Genomic DNA, 18,703 nt, shown 5'->3' on the forward strand with positions numbered 1-18,703 from the left:
CGTTTAGATCAAGGTTCTGACTGGGCGAAAACCGCTCGGCAACAAGGGTTTTAATCATGGGTCGATTCAACACCGGTACGATGACCGTCGGCATTTTTGCCGTCCTGTTCGGGCTTGTGGGGGCCTACGCCCTGCGCGCCGCGCTGGTGCGCGAAGCGCCGCCGGCCAAAGAGCCGCCGCGAACCGTGAATGTCCCCTTGGCGAACAATCTGCTGCCCGAGGGACGCAAGGTCGCACTCAGCGACATCGCCCTGGTGCCGATGACCCAGGAAATGATGTTGCAGCGCAAGCTGCCACTCGAGACGTTGATGATCAGTGCCGAGCAGATCGTCGGCCGCACGATTCGTGAAGGCTTGAAGCCGGGCGAGCCCTTCCTGACCACGAACTTCTATCCCGATGGAACCGGTCCCGATCTGTCCAAGAAGCTCAAGCCGGGCCTGCGGGCAATCACGATTCCGATCGACGATCTAAGCTCGGTCGGCGCGTCGACCGCCGTGGGTTCGATTGTCGATGTGCTGTTCCGCGTCAAGCCGGTTGACGGCGATCGGGCCAAGCGCAAGCTGCCGATCCCCGAAGCCACGGTCACCTTGGTGCAGGCGGCCGAGATCATTGCCATCAATCGCAACGAGCCGACCAGCCGCAATCCGAACGGCGCGGTTGACGTGCGAATGGCCAACCAGATGCCAAATACGAACGCCTTCCGTTCGGTGACGCTGGCCGTGACGCCCGAACAGGCTCACATGCTGCGAACCGCGATGGGGCACGGTGACTTGTACTTGATGATGAGTTCGACCAGCCAGCCGCCGGCCCACGCCATCGAGCCGACCACGCTGGAGCAGATGCTCGGCATCAAGGCGCCGCCGGAGCCGTTGACAACCGAGATCTATCGTGGCGGCGGACGCCAGACGCTGATCTTTGAAGACAGCCAGCTCGTCGAAGAGCGGTTTGGCGGCGTGCCGGCCGACGCCTCGAAGGCCACCATTGCCGATCCCAAGGCCAACGACGCCAAGCCGAACAACAACGATTCGAGCTCGAACAACATGAACAACTGGAATTGGTCCCGCTTCCGGCCGACGAACGGCATGGGGGGCGGCTATGGTGGCGGATTCCCCTACGGAACCACGCAGTATCCGGTGGGTTACCCGGGCACCCCTTCCTACCCGCCTGGCTACGGCAACTAACCGCCACACGCTTCAGTGCTCAGTGAACCCTGTTAACGAGCCCTGGGGCCACCTACCCCTGGGCTCGTTGCACAAACGACCTGCCTGCCATCCCGCCTGCAAACCCAGCCCCTGACGAACATGTATCGCCAATCGATCATCAAGACGAGCGGTTCGCGCCTGCCTCGGCGAGCGAGCGCCGGTCCAGCGCGCCCTTGCGACGCCAAGGTCCGGGCCGCCAGCCGCCGCGGCAACGTCACGATTGCGATGATCGTCGTGTTGGTGGTGGTGTTGATGTTCGCGGCCGTGGCGTGGAACGTGGCCTGGCTGCGGCATACGCATAGCGAACTACAGACCGCGTGCGAGTCAGCCGCTTTGGCCGGCGCGGCACAGTTGGCCAACCCGCTGGGGGGCAGCGATCGTTCGCAAGCGATTCTCAACGCGCGGCAAGCGGCGCTGTCGATTGCCACGTTTCATCATGGCGCTGGTCAACGCATCGCGCTGCTGGACAACCCCAAGAATCTGCCGACCGGCGATGTGGTTGCCGGCCTGATTGCCGAACCGACACAAGTCGGCGCGCCGATGCAGCCTTGGCAAGGGACCGGCGATGTGAACACGATTCGCATCGTGGCTCACCGCAACCATGGCCGCGGCAACCCGTTGGGGGTGCGGCTGGGCCAGATGGCCGGCGTGATGACCGCCGACGTCAGCGCCCATGCCCAGGCCACGATCGATCGACGCGTCTACGGCTTCCGTCCCAAAGGGGTGGCTACCTGCCCAGTGATGCCGCTGGTCGTGGATCGCTCGGCCTGGAACATGGCCACCAGCAACCAGTCGGTGACGGATCGCTTTACCGTCGACGTTCGACATTCCCAGGTCCTTCTCGGCGGCGACGGCGTGGCCGAGATCACCGTCTCGGCCTATTTGAACGCGGCGGCCATGAGCGCCGACCCGAACGCGACGCCAGCCACGCTGTGCCGACTGGCGCTCAGTGACGACGCGCAGGGCAACGACACCGAATTGAGTCGACAAGTCAGCCAAGGCCTGACGGCTCGCGATCTGCGTGCCTGGCAAGGCGCGCTGCTGATCCCGACGGGAGGCTGCCCCGCCCCGGTCTACAACTTTGTGCCGGCGGAGTTGACTAGCTTGTTGCTAAGCGTGCGCGGTCAGCCGCGGGCGTGGCCGTTGGCCCAGTTGGCCACCTCAGCCACCGGCGCCGTGGCCTCGCAAGTGACGTTGGTCGATTTCATGGCGGCCACGGTGGTCGATGTGGAACTCGACACCGTGTCGCAGCCTCCCCGCTTGTTGGTGACTTTGCAACCGACGCCGCTGGCCACGAGCAGCGCGTTGGCGGCTCCTGGATACCCGGCCAACCCCTGGTTGGCCAAGTTGATGTTGTCTCGATAACCCTGGCGGCCGGCGCCACCGCGTGGGGCCGACCGACGAAGCAGACGAACGCGACGAGTAACGAACCCGAGGAACCGATCATGATCAACATGACTGCGACACCGGCGAGCGAAGCCTTGAACGCCGAGCATGAATTCCAGCGCGTCAAAGCCCGAATTCATGAACAGTTGGTCGAGTCGTTCGACTTGTCGCGCGTGGGCAAGATCGACGTCAAGGTGCTGCGCAACGAAGTGCATGGCATGGCCAAGGCGGCCTGCGACTCGCGCAAGGAGCTGCGCGGCGTCGACCACGAACGCCTGGTCAACGAGCTGATGGACGAAATCTTCGGCCTCGGTCCCTTGGAGCGGCTGATGGCCGACGAGACCGTCTCCGATATTCTGGTCAACGGTCCCGGGGCGGTGTACGTCGAACGGAACGGCCGGCTGGAGCAGACCGACATTGTGTTTGCCGACGACGCGCACCTGTTGCGGATCATGCAGCGGATCGTCGCCAAGCTGGGCCGGCGCATTGACGAGTCGAACCCGATGGTCGATGCCCGTCTGGCCGACGGCAGCCGTGTGAACGCCGTGATTCCGCCGTTGTCGCTGGAAGGCCCGACCCTGTCGATTCGTCGTTTCGGCCATCACCCGTTGACAATCGACGACTTGCTGGCCAAGCAATCGATTTTGCCCGACATGGTCAAGTTCTTGCGGGCCGCGGTCGACGCCCGGGTGAGCATGTTGATCTCGGGGGGCACCGGCGCCGGTAAGACGACGCTGTTGAATGTTCTGAGCCGGTTCATCCCGGCCGAAGAGCGGATCATCACCATCGAGGACTCGGCCGAACTGATTCTGCAACACAAGCACCGGGTACGCATGGAAACGCGCATGCCCAACACCGAGGGACTGGGCCAGGTCACGCAACGCGATCTGGTGCGAAACAGCTTGCGTATGCGGCCCGACCGCATTGTCGTGGGCGAAGTCCGCGGCGCCGAAGTGTGGGACATGTTGCAAGCCATGAACACCGGTCACGAAGGTTCGCTGACCACAATCCACGCCAACACCACGCGCGACGCCCTGACTCGCTTGGAGATGATGTCGGCCATGACGGGCTTTGAACTGCCGATCGACGTCGTGCGACAGTACATCGCCTCGGGTATCACGCTGGTGGTGCATGCATCGCGCTTGAAGGGTGGCCCGCGCCGGATCATGCAGGTGTCGGAAATCCTCGGGGTTCGCAACGGCCAGTTCGAGATCGAAGACGTATGCGGATTTGAGCAGACCGGCGTCGACGCCAATGGCGTGGCGGTCGGCGAGTTCTTCTTCACCGGTTACCAGCCCAAGTGCCTGACGCGGATTCAAGCGGCCGGTGGCAATCTGCCCGCCGAACTGTTTGTCAAACGCCGCCTGGCCGTTGGCACGCCGCGGTCGGCCGGAAACTAAGCTGAAACCTCCGGCTGCCGCGACCAGCAATGGCCGACAGCTTGAGCCCAGAGGGAATGAGACATCATGGATACGACACTGCTGCTGTACGCGAGCTTGCTGGTGGTGCTGGTCGGCGCCACGGTGGTGCTAATGGTGCGCGACCTGAACGCGGCCGGCAACAGCGGCGCCGCTGTGGAAGAAAGCATTCGCCTGTTGCCGCCGCCGGTGGCTGACGCGTTCAAAGGTCAGTTCACCGATCGGATCGACTGGCGGTTTCGTCGTTTGGTCTACCAGACCGGGCTCGACATTACCGCCGAACCGGCGTTTCTGTTAATTATCCTTTGCGGCCTGGCCGTGGGGGGGACGGTATTCGTCGCCCGCGACGACATCCTCGAAGCGGTGATGGCATCGCTGGTCGGACTGGCCGCGCCGGTGGCGTTCTTCACGTTCCGTCGTGGCCGGCGCTTGGCGGCCATTCGCGCTCAGTTGCCCGAGGTGATGGACCTGATGTCGCGGGCCGTGCGCGCCGGCGAGACGCTGGATCAGGCGATCGGCCAGGTGGGCGTGTCGATGCCGGTCCCACTGGGAATTGAGTTTCGCCGCTGTGCCCGACAACTCGACATGGGCTTGTCGCTGCCGGCGACCATGCGGGCCTTGATCGCTCGCGCGCCGTTGACCGAGGTGCGAATTCTGGCCGCCACGTTCAACGTGCAACGTCGCAGCGGTGGTAATCTGGCCATCACGCTCGATCGTCTAGCCGGCGTCATTCGCGACCGCATCAGCTACCAGCGACAGTTCATGGCGGCCACCGGCGCCAGCAGAATCGCCACCCTGGTCGTTTCGCTAGCCGGCCCGACCGTGTTCACGTACATGATGATGTTCGAGCCCGAGTATGTCGGGCAATTCTTTGTGGTGCCGGGCGGGCAGTTGCTATTGGGGCTGGCCTGCGTGCTGCAATTCGTGGGGCTGGTCTGGGTGGCCGGGCTGCTGCGCAACGACTACTAAACTGACTCTTGCTGATACGACCGCGCTTGACGCGGGGAGCCGACGAGCATGTTAATCGAACTTGTGACCCTGGCGGCGTTCTTCGGAATCGTGGGCCTGGTCTTCTTTCTGCGATCGCTGGTGCGCGGCTGGCGCGGCGGGATCCAGGAACAAATCGCCAATGAAGCTAGCGAGGCTCCGACTCGCGGCCCGTTGTTTGGTGAATGGACCGAGGCTTTGGCGTCCCAACTTCCGTCGCTGATGGGCTCGACTGACGATCTGACCCGCGACTTGCAGCGCGCTGGCTACTACAAGCCAACCGCTCGCAGCGAATTCCTGGCGCTGCGTAACGCCTTGGCGATCTTTTGCATTGTCATGACCGGTATCTATGCCGTAATGGTCGGTCCCGAGCGCCGCGACTTGACGGCGCCAATCTTGATCTGGGGGATGGCGATCAGCGCGTTGGTCTATGTCTTGCCGTGGATTGTCTTGCGGATGCAGGCCAAGCGGCGGTTGCACATGATCCAGCGCAGCATGCCCGACGCGTTTGATATGTTGACCATGTGTATGACGGGCGGTCTAGCATTCAACGACGCGCTGGGGCACGTTTCGCGCGAAGTGGTGTTCGCCCATCCCGACATGGCGGTCGAGCTTGAAATCGTGCGCCGTCACGCTGACATGAATACGATGGGACGCGCGTTCGAGAACTTTGCCAAGCGCATCGACACGCCCGAGGTGGTTTCGATGGCGGGGCTGGTTTCGCAGAGCGAACGGCTGGGCACGAACATGGTGGCCGCGGTGCGCGAATACGCCGACGGCGTCCGCTTGATGCATCGCCAAAACGCCGACGAGCGCGCCAACAAGGCCGGTATCAAGCTGTTGTTTCCGATGGTGCTTTGTTTGGCCCCCGCAGCGATGATCATATTGTGGGGCCCGGCCATCCTTGAACTGCGGAACTTCTTCCGCACGTTTAACGTAACGAACTAGCGTCGCTTGGATCGGCGCTGCCCGTCGAAAAAACGAGCCAACTCACAGGGAGTTCGGGCACCAGGTCCGAACTCCCTGTTTGCTTTTCGGTGGCTCCCGATAGGGACACCTTTAGCCAGCAACCGGATCAGGCGGTTGCCGCTTTAACTCCTGCCCCTGCTGATGTTTACCACTATCGAGAAAACCCGATGTAAAGAACTTGATAAAATGGGTAATTTGATTAGTGTGAAGAACTGTGATGATTCTTCACCGGAGAGCCCAAGAATATGTCTCGCTGCCTTTCGAACCTGTGTATTGAGACCGACGCCGCCATCATTTCGGCCGAATTGATCATCATCCTAACTGTTTTGGTCATTGGTGTTTGTGTCGGTGTGACCTCGATTCGCGACGCTATCGTGACCGAAATGGCCGACGTCGCCCAGGCGATTGCCAACCTGAATCAGAGCTTTGGGTTCAGCGGAGTGGCAGGTCACGCGACCGCCTCGGCCGGGAGCGAGTTCATCGACCGAGCCGACTTCTGTGACCGGTCGAACGCCACTGGCACCAATGTCCAGCAATCCAAGTGCGTGGTTGTAGGAGGGTTCGTCCACCCATTGGGCGCGAACACCGACGGAGCAAATAGCCCGTAAAACACAGGCTTTTTATCGAGCCATCAACGAACGGCTCGACCGCAGAACCGGTGAAGAATCGGGCCTGCGATCGAGCCGACAAGACAAAGAAAAAGGGCGGCCAACCTATGGGTGGGCCGCCCTTTTTCGTTTCCAGTCGAGGTGTTCCAAAGAAAACGATCTGGATGAATAAATAAAATAGATGATTTAAATAGATAAAATAGCTTGACACGAATAAATCGACTAAATAGTATCGGATGTGTTGAGTGAATGAGTGGCTTTGAGAGTGTGGTGACTTTCTTGGCTGCCCTCGCTCGGCTGGCTGGTATTTCCCCCAAAGCTTACCGGAGGACGATCGCGAGCCGACGCAGCATGCGTCAACACAATTTGAAGCGCAGTCCAGCGTGGGCAGCGCGAAATCTCGTTAGTGCTTCATTTTTTGGAGAGAGAAAATGAAGGTTGTTCAGCGTCTGTGGAGTGAACAGGAAGGTTTCTTGTTGTCGGCGGAGGCCGTCTTGTACGCGAGCATTGCGGTGCTCGGCGTGATCGCTGGTTTCGGCGCCGTCCGCGAAGCGGTGGTCACCGAATTGGCTGACGTGGCTCAGGCCATTGCCAACTTGGACCAGAGCTACTCGATCAGCGGTACCTTCGGCCACTGCGCCGTTACTGCTGGCGGTCAGTTCGTCGACTTGCCGGACTTCTGCGATAGTTCGGTCACCACGACCAACTTCCAGCAGTCGAAGTGTGTGCAACTGTGCGTCAGCGTGCATATCCCCGGCGCGGCCAATTTCGACGGCAGTACCTCGCCGTAGTCGTTACTTGGTCGATCGACCGGATTGTTGGGTCGCATGATGCAGACCCACAGCCAAATGAAAAGCCAGGTTCGAGCATGCCTCGAACCTGGCTTTCTTTGTTTTTCCACCGTGACTCTTTGCCAGGCAAGACTTGCTGATCCCTAAGTCGAGCCCGGCCACGGGTGCGAGGGGCGACATTTCACGTCATCGAATCGGCGGTCGAAGGAGAGAGAAGTTTTTCTTCCGCTGAATCTATTGATGAATGAAGCTGTTGTCCTCGTTGGTGACACCCGTGACACGCGGCCCGACTGTCTTTGGTTCAACGGATCACGGTCAGGTGGGGTAGTCCCTTTTCGAGCCTGGCCCAACCCTCGGCCGAGATTTGCGCCCAGGGAAGCGACAACATCTGCAAGTTTTTCATTTTTAGGAGCGCGTCGACTCCCTTGTCCGAGATGCCACCGCTGACGATGAACAACCGCTTCAGCGTGCCAATCTCGGCCAACTCGGCCAGTCCGGCGTCGGTGATCTCGCTGCCGACCAGGTGCAGCTCTTCCAACTCGCCGAGCTTTTTCAGGTAGATCAACCCGGCGTCGGTCACGCCGCTGCCGGCAATCTGCAACACGCGCACCCCCGGCATCGTTGACAACTGCTTGAGTTGCTCGTTGCCGACCACGTTGAACCGCATATCGATCCCTTGGGCCTGTTGGGCGCGCACCACGACCGCTGGTGCCGGGTGAATTGGCGGAGGCGTGAACATCACGCGCGGGCCAGCGTTGTATCCTTCGGGCAGCCCCCCGCCGAGGCAATGCAGACAGCCGTACCCAAAGCCTGGGGCATGGACACAACCCGAATTGGCTGCGATCAGTCCCCGCAACGCGGCACAGTTCGGAACGACCGGCGGGCAGACCGGCGCGACAGCCGGAGGCGGGCATGGAGGAGCCGGCGGTGGGCATGGTGCCGCGGGAGGCACAATCGTGGCCGTCGTGGAAACCGTCACGGTAATCACGCCGGACTTGGTTGTGACCGTGACGCAAGGCTGCGAGGTCTGAACCGCCGTTGCCGTCACCGTCGCGGTCGCGACTGGAGCCGGCGCGGGAATAACGACTGGCGGCGCGGCAGCCACTTCTGGCTGTGGAACGACTGCTGGTGGCGGTAGAACAGGCGGAGTGGGTGGCGCGACCGCGGGAGCTTGCGCCATCGGCGTGCTGCCGAACACATCGGCACAGACCAGAATCTTGCCCGGCGCGTGCGCCACCAGGCCACGATCGACCGAGTCGGCGCGATCGATGAACGAACTGCCGGCGGTGAACGAGCTGTGACCGACCACGCCGCTATAGGCGTAGCTTTGGTCCAAGTTACCGATGGCGGTGCTGATGTCGGCCATCTCTTCGACGACCGTGTCGCGCAAGGCCGTCCAGCCGACGACGCCGCCGACGACGACCATCGAGCCGGCCAGCACCAACTCGCTCGCAGCCAGGAATCCAAACTGTTCGCGCCACAGGCGCCGCAAAAGCAATCTCATGATGGTCTCTCCACGGGGTAGTCGGGTGGGCTCGTCGCGCGCGATCCGATGGTGTGCCACCATCTGGTCGCGACGACATTCGCCACTTTCGCGAACGCCTCGGGGGCGCGATACACAAGCCCTGGTGGCGGCCAGGTGGCGCGCTGGTGAATGCGAATAACCGGTAAAGCTCGTCATTCACGCGGCAACGATTGAAACTCGCCGCTCGCGAACCAGTCAGGGCGCGCCAACGTCCAGAAGTCGCCGGCCAGGCGCTCTTCGACATAGCGATAAGGCAGCCAGCCGCAGCCCGCTTCACCCCAGTCCGAGTCAAAGAACGCGCGCACGCGCAGCGCTCCGCGGTGTGAACGCCAACGATGTTGATCGTCGTAGCCCACCACCAACAGCGCTTGAGCCGACGTGGCCGCTTCGTGTCGCGTCGGAAAGCCGATCTCGCCGTTGGCGGCCAATAACTCGGGGAGCACGCCGCCAAATACGGCCACGAAACCCGCGGCGAGAAACGCTTTGACCACGCGCAGCGACAACGCGCCGGTAGCTTCGGGGGCGTCAAGTCGCACGTAGCGCAGCTCGCGCCACTCGCGCGCATAACCGAACAAAACCGGGTCATTTATTGCAGAAAACGGGCTGTTTTCCGCGGTTTTCCACAGTTCGGCCGGTGGCGCGCCAAACCGCGACAAACTCTTCAGCGTGTCGCGCAAGCCTGCTGGTTCATCGAGCGGTCGCCCCGTGACCCGTTGAGTGACCGCCTGCAGAAACCAGGGGGAAAGATCGATCAACTGCCCGCTGGCCCGGCGCTCGAAGTATTGGGCCATGGCGACACACGCCCGCGCCGGTGACAGACAGGCGGGCAGCGCCAGCGACTCGTTCGGCTCGATCAGGTATTCGCGCCAATCAACTTTCGACGGGCGAGCGGTGCGCGCGGAACGCGATCGAGGCAACGCGCCAAACAGCGAGCGCAGAGCGTCGCTGTCGGGGCGAAAATCGCGCGTGTCGGGTAGGTCGCGAACCCAGCCCGGGCCTAATCGGCGCAAGCGAACCATCGTGCCGGCATCCTGTGGCAGTTGTCCCGCGCTGGCCCAAAACGAGGCGCAGGGGATGCCGATAGCATGCCGACCACATCGTGTGAAGGTCTACCGAAGCGCTGGTGAAAGCGAGGTGACGCGTCGGGGAAGCGCTCCCCTGCCCTCGTATGGCGCGCTGGTGACGACTAGCCGCGCGAGTGGCCGCGGCGCGAGAACCGCCGACGACACTTGGCCACGCAATGAGCCCAAGCAATTCGGCTTAACAACGCCGAGTTCGAGGCGATCTGCCGCCGCAGCTTCTCGGGCTGTTGCACGAAGGCTGGCAGCGATCCATAGCCGGCGCGGCGAATCCAGGTGTCGCCACATGGCTTTTCGCCGGCGCGATAGCCGAACATCGTTCCCACCGCGGCGCAAACTCGCGTGTCGAGCAAATCGCGGTGATCGTGAATCCAACGCTCCTGGACGGGGCTCCCCATGCCGACGAGCAACAAATGCGGGCGATGACGATTGATGTCGCGCAAGGCCGCGGCACGGTTGCCGGCGTGCAGGTAGCCATGATGAAAGCCGGCCAGCTCCCAGCCGGGGAACATCTGGGTAGCCAATTGCGCCGTGCGGCGAACCGATTCGGGGCTGCCGCCGAGCATGTAGTAGCGATAGCCTTGGTCGGCGGTCGCATGGAGCAAGGCGGGAATCAACTCTTCGCCGTTCAAGTTGGCCCGCAGTCGTTTGCCCTGTAGTCGTGCCGCCCAGCGAACCGCGGCCCCTTCGGCAAAGACGTAGTCCCCTTCGTTCAGTACGCGGCGAAAATCGAGATCGCGCGCGGCCAGATTCAAAGCCTGGCTGTTCACCGAGTACAGCGTCATGGGCTCGCCCGGCTCGTCGATTAGCAGCGATTCGAGCAACGCCACGGCCCCGTCGAAGGTGACGTCCAACAGCCGCACGCCCAAAATCTCGTACGCCTGGCTCGAAGCCTGGGCCTGTGATTGATTGACCTCCTCGTCGATGGCAACTTCCGCCGCCGGCCAATCGATCGACTTCACGGACGCCGACGGTTCCTTGGACACCAGTTCATCGACCTGGTCGACACTCATGTTCCCAGTACCTCGCGATAGACCGCGGCCACGCCGGCCGCCATGCTGCGATCGGAGAACCGCTCGGCTTGCCGGCGGTGGGCGCTTTGTCGAACTTGCCGCCAATCGAAATTGCCGTTCACGAACTGCCCGATCGAATCGGCCAGCGAGACAGCATCACCCGGCTCGGCCAGCAAGCCATCGACGCCGTCGCGAATGGCCTCGGGCGCGCCGGCCACTCGGGTGGCCACGACGGGGACACCTGCGGCCATCGCTTCCAGGATGACCATCGGCAGCCCTTCACCGAACAAACTGGGCAACACGAACAGATCCATCATCGCCAACTCGGCGGCGATGTCTTGCCGGAAGCCGCGCCATTCGATCCGCGACGCCAGTCCCAGCCGCGCCACGCGGCGCATGATTTCGGCTTCGTAGTCGGGGGTTTCAAAAGCGCCGACGGCGTGAATTCGCAGGTCGTCCCCCGTCGCCACGCGGGCCGCGACGGCGTCGAGCAGCATTTCCAAGCCTTTGCGCGGACGGAACAACGCCATCACGCCCACCGTCCAAGTCGGGCCAGGTATCGCGCGCTCGGTCAAGTCGCCGACGCACGGCACGCCATTGCAGACCACGTGTGCCGCTCCCCGAGTCAGCTTGCGCTGGGCCACATAATTGGCCAGTGCCGCCGAAACGGCGATCACTTCGCTGGCTTGGCGGACGCTGAACGTCTCGACCTTGGCATTTGCCCAGTTGCGCAAACGCTGCGTGGTGTCGGCGGCGGCGGGGCTATGGACATGATGAACCAGCGGAACGCCGGCCCACCGAGCGGCCAGCGCCCCCAGCAAGGCCGAACGGGCCGTGTGGGTGTGGATGATCGCGGCGTTCCGCTCGCGCGCCAGCCGGGCCAGGTCGCGTACCGGACGCAGGTCGAACTTGCCCCGCATGGGCAGCAAATGGAGCGCATTCTGCTGGCTGCGGCGCATGCGCGGGAACTGATCAGGCTTCAAGCAAGCGAACTCGACCTCAAAGCCGAACTCGCCCAGCCGCATGGCCAGCAAATCCTGCACACGCTCGGCGCCGGCGAAATGCTGGCCGTTGATCACGTGCAAGACACGCACCGGCGTGGCGATGGTGTGAACGCTGGCCGACGCTTGATCGATCGCCTGGCCAATAGGCAGAGTGGTCGTCATGGTGAATCCGTCGTGCGAAGTCTAGGCGGCGGGATGGGTCACGCGGGCCAGCGCTTGTTTCAGCGACAGCCGCTTGGCCGGGGCGTTGGTTTCGGTCGACGCTGATTCGATCACGGTTTGGTTGGCAGGTCGCGCGCCGAACCCGGCGGGCGCGGTGAGCAGCAGCACGCCGACGCCGACGGCAAGTCCGCCGGCCAGGCTCGCCGCCAACAGCGTGGTTCGCCCGGGCCCGACCGGCTTGGGACCGGTTTCGGGGCCGTCGACCCGGCTGATCAAGCTGGTCTTCACGGTGCTGGCCTGGACCGCTTTGGCTTCGACCAGCTTCCGTTCCATCTCGCTCAGGTATTTGCTGCGCTGTTCGCTTTCGGCGATCAGGTTGGTGTACTCGGCTCGTAGTCCGGCCAGTCGCACCAACCGCTCACGCGATTCGTCACGCTGCTCATTTAGCGAATCGACCCGGTCGTGGGCCAACTGGATGTCGATGCGCAAGCCGCGAATGGCCGTCGCCAACTCCGCGTGAAGATGGTCGCTGATCTCTTGTTCCGAGATTTTGGCGGCGCGAACCAGCGGATGCTCGGTCGACATGGTGCCCAGCAACTGCGATGTGCGCACCTGGGCGTCGATCAGACCTTCGATCAGCTTCTTGAGCGTTGGCTGCGTTTCGAGCAGGCCGTTGGGAATGGTCTGCAAGCCGCCGCGGCCCGTTTGGGCTTCTTCGAGCGCGGCCAGCAACACCTTGCGATTGGCTTCGATGATGACGGCCTGGCGCAATTCGTTTTCCAGTTCGAGCGAGCGGCGTCGCAGGTCGCTTTCGCTGCCGCCGCCACCCTGGTGCAAGTGGCGCAACTCGGATAGATCGCTGCCGACGCTCGCTTCGAGTTGTTTGAGCTTGACGGTCGTGGCCGCCAGGTCCGTCTGGGCCAGTTGCACGCCCGCTTCAAGTTCGTCGACCAGGCTGCCGGCCCGCTGGCCGCGCAACTGGGCAAAGCGTGTTTCAATTTCTTTGCAAAGCACTTCGGTCAGCTTGAGCGCTCGCGGGCGCTCGCGGTCGCGGACCTTCAGATAGAACATCTCGGTTTTGCCGTACTCGGCCCCCTTGGGGGGCGCGAGCTTGATCGTGTCGCTGAAGTCGGCGACTTCCTGCTCGCTAGGCCAGGGGCCGGCCACCTGGCGATCGCTGGGCGGGCCGACGGCCACCAGGGTATCGCGGGCGACGTTCGGCGTTTTCGAGACTTCGAGCACCGTTTCCAGAATCGCCTTCAGCTCGTCGCTGTGGCGGAACTTGCCGGGCTCGCTCAGGTTGCCGTTGGCTTCGTTGCGCACCACGAGCGCCTGAGACGCTTCCCACGTGTCGGGTCGCAGCAGCGCATAGGCCGCGCCCCCCGCGGCCACAAGCACCAGCGGGATGATCCAGCGCGCCGGATAGCGCAGGAACAAGCGGGCAAAGTCAGTCGGAGTCGGAAACGTCGTCGCCGGAGTGTTCATCGTCGTGATTACCGCGGAGTCGGAAATGACAGCTATGTAAACGTAGTCCGCTCTTGGCCATGACTTGCGGCAAATTGGCCCGTGATTCGGACGACCGACGTGCGCCACCCGGGGACGCCGTTACAACTCGCACCTTCGTTACCAGCGGAACCGTGTAGGTCGATGCGGCACTGTGGCGAATCGCCTCACCCAGCGCCGGCGCTCACGATAACTGGAACCTAGAGTTCATGCGGTCACCCTGCGCGCGGGGTGTGTGCGACGGCGAACTTGCTCGTTCGTCGTCGAAACACATTGCGCAAGAGGTGACCAGGGGCGGCTCGCATCGCTAACGCACGCGCACTGACCATGAACGTCCAACTTTTCACCACCGAAGATCAATTGACGGCCATCCGTCCCCAGTGGGAGCAGTTGACGCGCGGCGTACCGTTCCGCGGTTGGCGTTGGCTGCAAACGTGGTGGTGGCACTTTCAGGGGGCGACCACGGCTCGTTGCCAGCGCCAGTTGTACGTCTTGGCGCTCTATGACGACGACCAGTTGTTGGCCCTCGCTCCCCTGTATCTCGAACAGTCGCCGCGCCAAGGGCGAGTGTTGCGCTGGCTGGGCTCGGGCGAGGTTTGCACCGATTATCAAACGGTTCTCTGTCGGCCGGGCTGGGAAGCTAAGGCTGCCGTGGCGATCGCCGATTTCCTGGTCGCGCGGGCCAACGTGGCAAACGATCCTTCGAGTTGGCACCAACTGAGTCTGGAGGGGGTCGACGCCGAAGACGCGATGATGTGTCGATTGGGCCAGGAACTCGCGGCGCGCGAGCTGCTGGTCTATGGGCATCCCGACCTGAGTTGCTGGCGCATTGAGCTGCCGGCCACGTGGGACGAATACCTAAATCAAGTGTCGACTTCGCATCGCAAGCAACTGCGCAAAGTATTGCGGCGGTCGATTCATTCGGGCCGCGCGGTCATGCGCTCGGCTAGCAACGTCGAAAGTCTGACCGCAGCCTGGCCGATGCTGCTCGATCTGCATCACCGCCGGCGAGCCAGTCTGGGCGAAACAGGTTGTTTTGCACAATCACACGTGGCGGCGTTCCACTTGGAAGCGGCGCAATTGTTGGCCGCCGAAGGGCGCGCCCGGCTGCACTGGCTCGAATGGGACGGCCGACCGGTGGCCATCGAGTATCACCTGCTCGGCGACGGCGTGACGTACGCCTATCAGTCGGGTCTCGAACCGGCGGAACTGCGACGAGAGCCCGGCCGGGTGTTGCAGGCGGCGCTGATTCAACTGGCGCTGGCCGAGGGGATGCGCACGCTTGATTTGATGCGTGGTGATGAACCATACAAGGCCCACTGGCGGGCGCAGCCGCGCGCGGCATTGCAATTGTGGGTGCTGCCTCGCAGCTTCGCTTCGCACGTGCGCCACAGCGTCTGGGCGGCGAGTGACAGCCTGCGTGACTGGATGCGTGGGCCGTTGCCGGTGGCTCGTTTGCCGAATGCGTCCACGCCGAACATTGTAAGCTTGAGCCAGACGATTGAGATTCCACGATCAGTTGGGGCTTCCTAGAAGCGAGTTGCCGAATGTCGACGACCGAATCAATTCCAACTGAAGTAACCAGCGGCGCGAGCTTCATCGTTCCGTTGACTGCCGCGCCCGCTGTGGTGGCAATCAATCGCGACATGACAACCTTGCGTGCCACGGTAGTCCAGGCCAATCCAGCCGAAGTCGTCAGTCGCGACGATTGGAACCGTTTGGCCGGCGATGTGCCGTTTCGACAATTCGATTGGCAAACCGGCTGGTGGCGTCACTATTCTCGTTCGGCCAGCCGCCCGTGGACGATCACCGTGCGCGATGGCCACGGCGAACTGGTCGGTTTGTTGCCCTTGTTTCTGCAAGCCACACCCATTGCCGGTCGCGTGTTGCAGATGCTCGGCTCCGGCGAGGTCTGCTCGGACTATCTGACGTTGATGGCCGTGCCCGGCTGCGAAAGCGCCGTGGTCGATGCCGTCGCCGCCTGTCTGTCGAGCGAACAGGGGAGCCACTGGGACGCGCTGGTGCTCGACGGCGTGACCGCCGCGGACCAAAACATTCAATTGCTGCGGCAAGCACTCGAACGGGCCGGTCATCAGTCCCTGGTCAGCCAACCTTACAGCACGTGGCGGATCGCCCTGCCGCCGACCTGGCCCGAGTACGTGGCCGGGCTGTCCAAGCGGCGGCGCGACTGGGTCAAGAAGCTGCAGAAGCAATATTTCGACACGGGCCGGGCTGTGGCGCGAATCATCACCAGTGAAGCTGAACTCGACGCCGCCTGGCCGATGTTTCAGGATCTGCACCAGAAGCGCCGCACCAGCTTGGGCGAGAGCGGCTGCTTTGCGTCGACCGAGTTCGATCAATTCCACACCGAGCAGGCCCGAGTGCTGCTGGCCGCCGGCCAGTTGCGGTTGCACTGGGTTGAACTCGATGGCCAGCCCGCCGCCGTCGAATACGGCGTGGTCGCCGGCCGGACGTTGTACCTGTATCAAAGCGGCTTTGAGCCGACGCTCGGCAAGCACAAGCCGGGCTGGTTGAACACGATTGCTTCGGTGCGGACGGCGATCGATCAACAGCTTGAGGTCATTGACTTCATGCGCGGCGACGAGCCGTACAAGGCGTCGTGGCTGGCCCGGCCTTGTCCCCTGAACGAGGTCCGCGTGGTTGGGCGTCACGCCATCGCCCGGCTTCGCCAGCGGGTGCTGCTGCTGGGCGCCTCGGTTCGCCGTCAGTGGCGCAAGTATCACGAATCGTCGCCAACGCCGGAAACGCCGACCGAAGAATAACCCCGTCGTCGCCACGTCCTTGCGGAGCGCAAGTCCCATGCCCTGGTGGAAGCTGTTGATTCTGAACGCCTATTATCACGGCACGCTGCCGTATCGCGCGTGGCGTAGCGCGCGCGACTCGGCCCGGTTCCAGGCGCCGGTAATGATCCTGTTCTATCATCGGGTGGCTGACACGACGCCGAATGGTTGGACCTGCCCGACCGAAGTGTTCGTGGCCCAGATGCGCTGGTTGCGCGAGCATTTTGATCTGGTCACGCTAGCCGAGGCCCAGGCGCGCATTTCATCGGGAGTGAACGATCGCCCTTGCGTTCACGTGACGTTCGACGATGGCTACGCCGACAATTGCCGCGTGGCGCTGCCGCTGTTGATCGAGCAGCAGATTCCTTGCACGTACTTTGTCGCGTCGCAGTTCGTGATCGATCAGACGCCGTTTCCGCACGACGTGGCCCGCGGCGAGCCCTTGGCGCCGAACACTCCGAAGCAATTGCGCGAACTGGCCCAGGCGGGCATCGAGGTCGGCGCCCACACGCGGCACCATCGGAGCTTGGGCTCGATCACCGACGCCCGAGTGTTGGAGGACGAAATCGCCGGGTCGCGGAACGACTTGGAAGCAATTCTGGGGCAACAGGTCCGCTACTTTGCTTTCCCCTTTGGCATGCCGGCCAACATGAGTCAGCAGGCGTTCCAGGTGGCGTATGACGCCGGCTTCGAGGCGGTTTGCTCGGCCTATGGCGCGTACAACTGGCCAGGGGACGATGCGTATCACTTGCGGCGGATTCACGGCGACCCCGACTTGTTGCGCTTGAAGAACTGGACGACGGTTGACCCGAACAAATGCCGCCGCCGTGCCAAGGATCCCATCTTTGTCCGCCAGTCGTTCCAGGAAGAGGTGACCGCATGATTGGTTTTCGCCGCTCGCGTTTGGCCCATCCCGATGACCGTGGCCCCTTGCGCGTGATGTTCGTCATCACCAGCATGCCGGTCGGCGGCGCCGAAACGCTGTTGGTGAACCTGGTGCGGCGGATGGACCGTTCGCGGTTCGCGCCGGAACTCTGCTGTTTGAAGCAATTCGGCCCCTTGGGCGAGGTGCTGGCGCAGGAGATCCCGGCGTTCACCGGATTGTTGTCACACAAGTACGACGTGGCCGTGCTGCCGCGGTTGACGCAACTGATGCGGGCGCGGCGGATCGATGCCGTGGTGACCGTGGGGACCGGCGGCGACAAAATGTTCTGGGGCCGGCTGGCCGCGTGGCGCGCCGGCGTGCCCGTGATCTTGTCGGCACTTCACTCGACGGGGCTACCCGACCGGGTCGAGCAAATGAATCGCTTGCTCACTCCGTTGACCGACGGATTCATTGGCTGTGCCGTGCCACACGGGAAATACCTGGCCGAGCACGAAGGCTGCCCTGCCAGTCGGGTGTTCGTCATTCCCAACGGTGTCGACACCGGTCGGTTTCGGCCGCTGCCGGCTAACGAAACGCTGCGCGCTTCGCTGGGCTTGTCGGCCGAAGAGCCGGTGGCGACGATCGTGGCCGCCCTGCGCCCCGAGAAGAACCATGAATTGTTCCTGAACATCGCGGCCCAGGTCCACCGCCGCTTGCCCGAGGCCCGGTTCCTGGTGATCGGCGACGGCCCACGGCGCGGCGAATTGGAAGCCTTGTCGCGTCAGCTTTGCCTTGATTCGGCCGTGCGATTCCTGGGAACCCGAGCCGACGTGCCCGAGTTGCTGGCGTTGAGCGACACGCTGGTCCTCACCTCGCACATGGAAGCGAACCCGGTGTCGATCCTGGAGGCGATGGCTTGCGGCAAGCCCGTAATCGCCACCCAGGTCGGGTCGATTCCCGAAACGGTTCGGCACGGCGTCAACGGCTTGATGGCCCCGGCTGGCGACCTGGACGGGCTGGCCGATCATGTTTACGCCTTGCTGAGCGATCGAAAGCGCGCGGCGCAAATGGGGCATCAGGGTCGGAGCGTCGTCGTTGACCACTGGTCGCTCGATCGCATGGTCGCGGGATATCAAAATCTGATTCGCGACGTCTATTTGGCCAAGTGCCGCATGCCCAAAACACGCCCGGCTGCTGCGTCCAAGGCCGTCGTACCGGCGGGTTGGTAGCCAACCGTCCAGCCACTTTCTGGTCAATCAGGCCCTCCCATGCCGGTTCTAATACCCTGTAATAGGGGGTTATACAGACAAATAAGTCTGCCAGTAGGCTTCGTGTTTTATTTATCCTTTCTATCTTATCTAAACTCGCAAGTCGTTGTCTCGTCGCGACT

The 18,703-nt window shown here is 62.9% G+C and carries 16 protein-coding genes; 11 read left to right on the top strand and 5 right to left on the bottom strand.

Translation table 11 applies throughout. The features are described from left to right. The first annotated feature begins 56 nt into the window (after positions 1 to 56). From cpaB to JSS27_16245, 7 genes are all read left to right on the top strand, one after another. A complete protein-coding gene (gene cpaB, locus JSS27_16215; protein MBS0210489.1) occupies positions 57 to 1,181 on the top strand; it encodes a Flp pilus assembly protein CpaB in 1,125 nt (374 codons plus the stop codon). A 120-nt stretch (positions 1,182 to 1,301) separates the two neighbouring features. After that, positions 1,302 to 2,567: a hypothetical protein gene (locus tag JSS27_16220; GenBank protein ID MBS0210490.1), complete on the top strand. Its 1,266-nt coding sequence runs from the start codon at positions 1,302 to 1,304 to the stop codon at positions 2,565 to 2,567. 89 nt (positions 2,568 to 2,656) lie between these two features. After that, positions 2,657 to 3,988, top strand: a complete 1,332-nt coding sequence (locus tag JSS27_16225) for a CpaF family protein (protein MBS0210491.1) — start codon at positions 2,657 to 2,659, stop codon at positions 3,986 to 3,988. 66 nt (positions 3,989 to 4,054) lie between these two features. Further along, positions 4,055 to 4,975: a type II secretion system F family protein gene (locus tag JSS27_16230; protein MBS0210492.1), complete on the top strand. Its 921-nt coding sequence runs from the start codon at positions 4,055 to 4,057 to the stop codon at positions 4,973 to 4,975. Positions 4,976 to 5,023: 48 nt separating this feature from the next. Continuing rightward, a complete protein-coding gene (locus JSS27_16235; GenBank protein MBS0210493.1) occupies positions 5,024 to 5,941 on the top strand; it encodes a type II secretion system F family protein in 918 nt (305 codons plus the stop codon). Between the two features lie 266 nt (positions 5,942 to 6,207). Further along, on the top strand, positions 6,208 to 6,570 hold the full coding sequence (locus tag JSS27_16240) for a hypothetical protein (GenBank protein MBS0210494.1): 363 nt from the start codon (positions 6,208 to 6,210) through the stop codon (positions 6,568 to 6,570). Between the two features lie 431 nt (positions 6,571 to 7,001). Then, the gene (locus tag JSS27_16245) at positions 7,002 to 7,361 is read left to right on the top strand and encodes a hypothetical protein (protein ID MBS0210495.1); all 360 of its coding nucleotides are present in this window, start codon (positions 7,002 to 7,004) and stop codon (positions 7,359 to 7,361) included. Positions 7,362 to 7,662: 301 nt separating this feature from the next. Here the strand turns inward: JSS27_16245 and JSS27_16250 are convergent, their stop codons facing one another. The 5 genes from JSS27_16250 to JSS27_16270 all read right to left on the bottom strand — a co-directional run bounded on the left by JSS27_16250 (position 7,663) and on the right by JSS27_16270 (position 13,629). Beyond that, positions 7,663 to 8,865: a hypothetical protein gene (locus tag JSS27_16250; protein ID MBS0210496.1), complete on the bottom strand. Its 1,203-nt coding sequence runs from the start codon at positions 8,863 to 8,865 to the stop codon at positions 7,663 to 7,665. Positions 8,866 to 9,038: 173 nt separating this feature from the next. Beyond that, positions 9,039 to 9,905 (bottom strand): hypothetical protein, encoded by an 867-nt coding sequence (locus tag JSS27_16255; GenBank protein MBS0210497.1) that lies wholly within the window; start codon positions 9,903 to 9,905, stop codon positions 9,039 to 9,041. Positions 9,906 to 10,072: 167 nt separating this feature from the next. Then, on the bottom strand, positions 10,073 to 10,978 hold the full coding sequence (locus JSS27_16260; GenBank protein MBS0210498.1) for a WecB/TagA/CpsF family glycosyltransferase: 906 nt from the start codon (positions 10,976 to 10,978) through the stop codon (positions 10,073 to 10,075). Further along, on the bottom strand, positions 10,975 to 12,144 hold the full coding sequence (locus tag JSS27_16265) for a glycosyltransferase (protein MBS0210499.1): 1,170 nt from the start codon (positions 12,142 to 12,144) through the stop codon (positions 10,975 to 10,977). The genes JSS27_16260 and JSS27_16265 overlap by 4 nt, the downstream gene beginning before the upstream one ends. 21 nt (positions 12,145 to 12,165) lie before the next feature. Continuing rightward, a complete protein-coding gene (locus JSS27_16270; protein MBS0210500.1) occupies positions 12,166 to 13,629 on the bottom strand; it encodes a hypothetical protein in 1,464 nt (487 codons plus the stop codon). A gap of 345 nt (positions 13,630 to 13,974) precedes the next feature. Here JSS27_16270 and JSS27_16275 point away from each other — a divergent pair, with 345 nt between their 5' ends. Genes JSS27_16275 through JSS27_16290 form a run of 4 tightly spaced genes read left to right on the top strand, consistent with a single transcriptional unit; the run spans position 13,975 to position 18,542 of the window. Next, the gene (locus JSS27_16275; protein ID MBS0210501.1) at positions 13,975 to 15,180 is read left to right on the top strand and encodes a GNAT family N-acetyltransferase; all 1,206 of its coding nucleotides are present in this window, start codon (positions 13,975 to 13,977) and stop codon (positions 15,178 to 15,180) included. A gap of 14 nt (positions 15,181 to 15,194) precedes the next feature. Beyond that, positions 15,195 to 16,430, top strand: a complete 1,236-nt coding sequence (locus tag JSS27_16280) for a GNAT family N-acetyltransferase (protein MBS0210502.1) — start codon at positions 15,195 to 15,197, stop codon at positions 16,428 to 16,430. A gap of 37 nt (positions 16,431 to 16,467) precedes the next feature. Beyond that, positions 16,468 to 17,331 carry a polysaccharide deacetylase family protein gene (locus JSS27_16285; GenBank protein ID MBS0210503.1) on the top strand — a complete coding sequence of 288 codons (864 nt, stop codon included), beginning with the start codon at positions 16,468 to 16,470 and terminating at the stop codon, positions 17,329 to 17,331. Beyond that, positions 17,328 to 18,542, top strand: a complete 1,215-nt coding sequence (locus tag JSS27_16290; GenBank protein MBS0210504.1) for a glycosyltransferase — start codon at positions 17,328 to 17,330, stop codon at positions 18,540 to 18,542. Before JSS27_16285 ends, JSS27_16290 begins: the two co-directional genes overlap by 4 nt. The last annotated feature ends 161 nt before the right edge of the window (positions 18,543 to 18,703 follow it).

It is taken from the genome of Planctomycetota bacterium, assembly GCA_018242585.1.
Lineage (GTDB): Bacteria > Planctomycetota > Planctomycetia > Pirellulales > PNKZ01 > JAFEBQ01.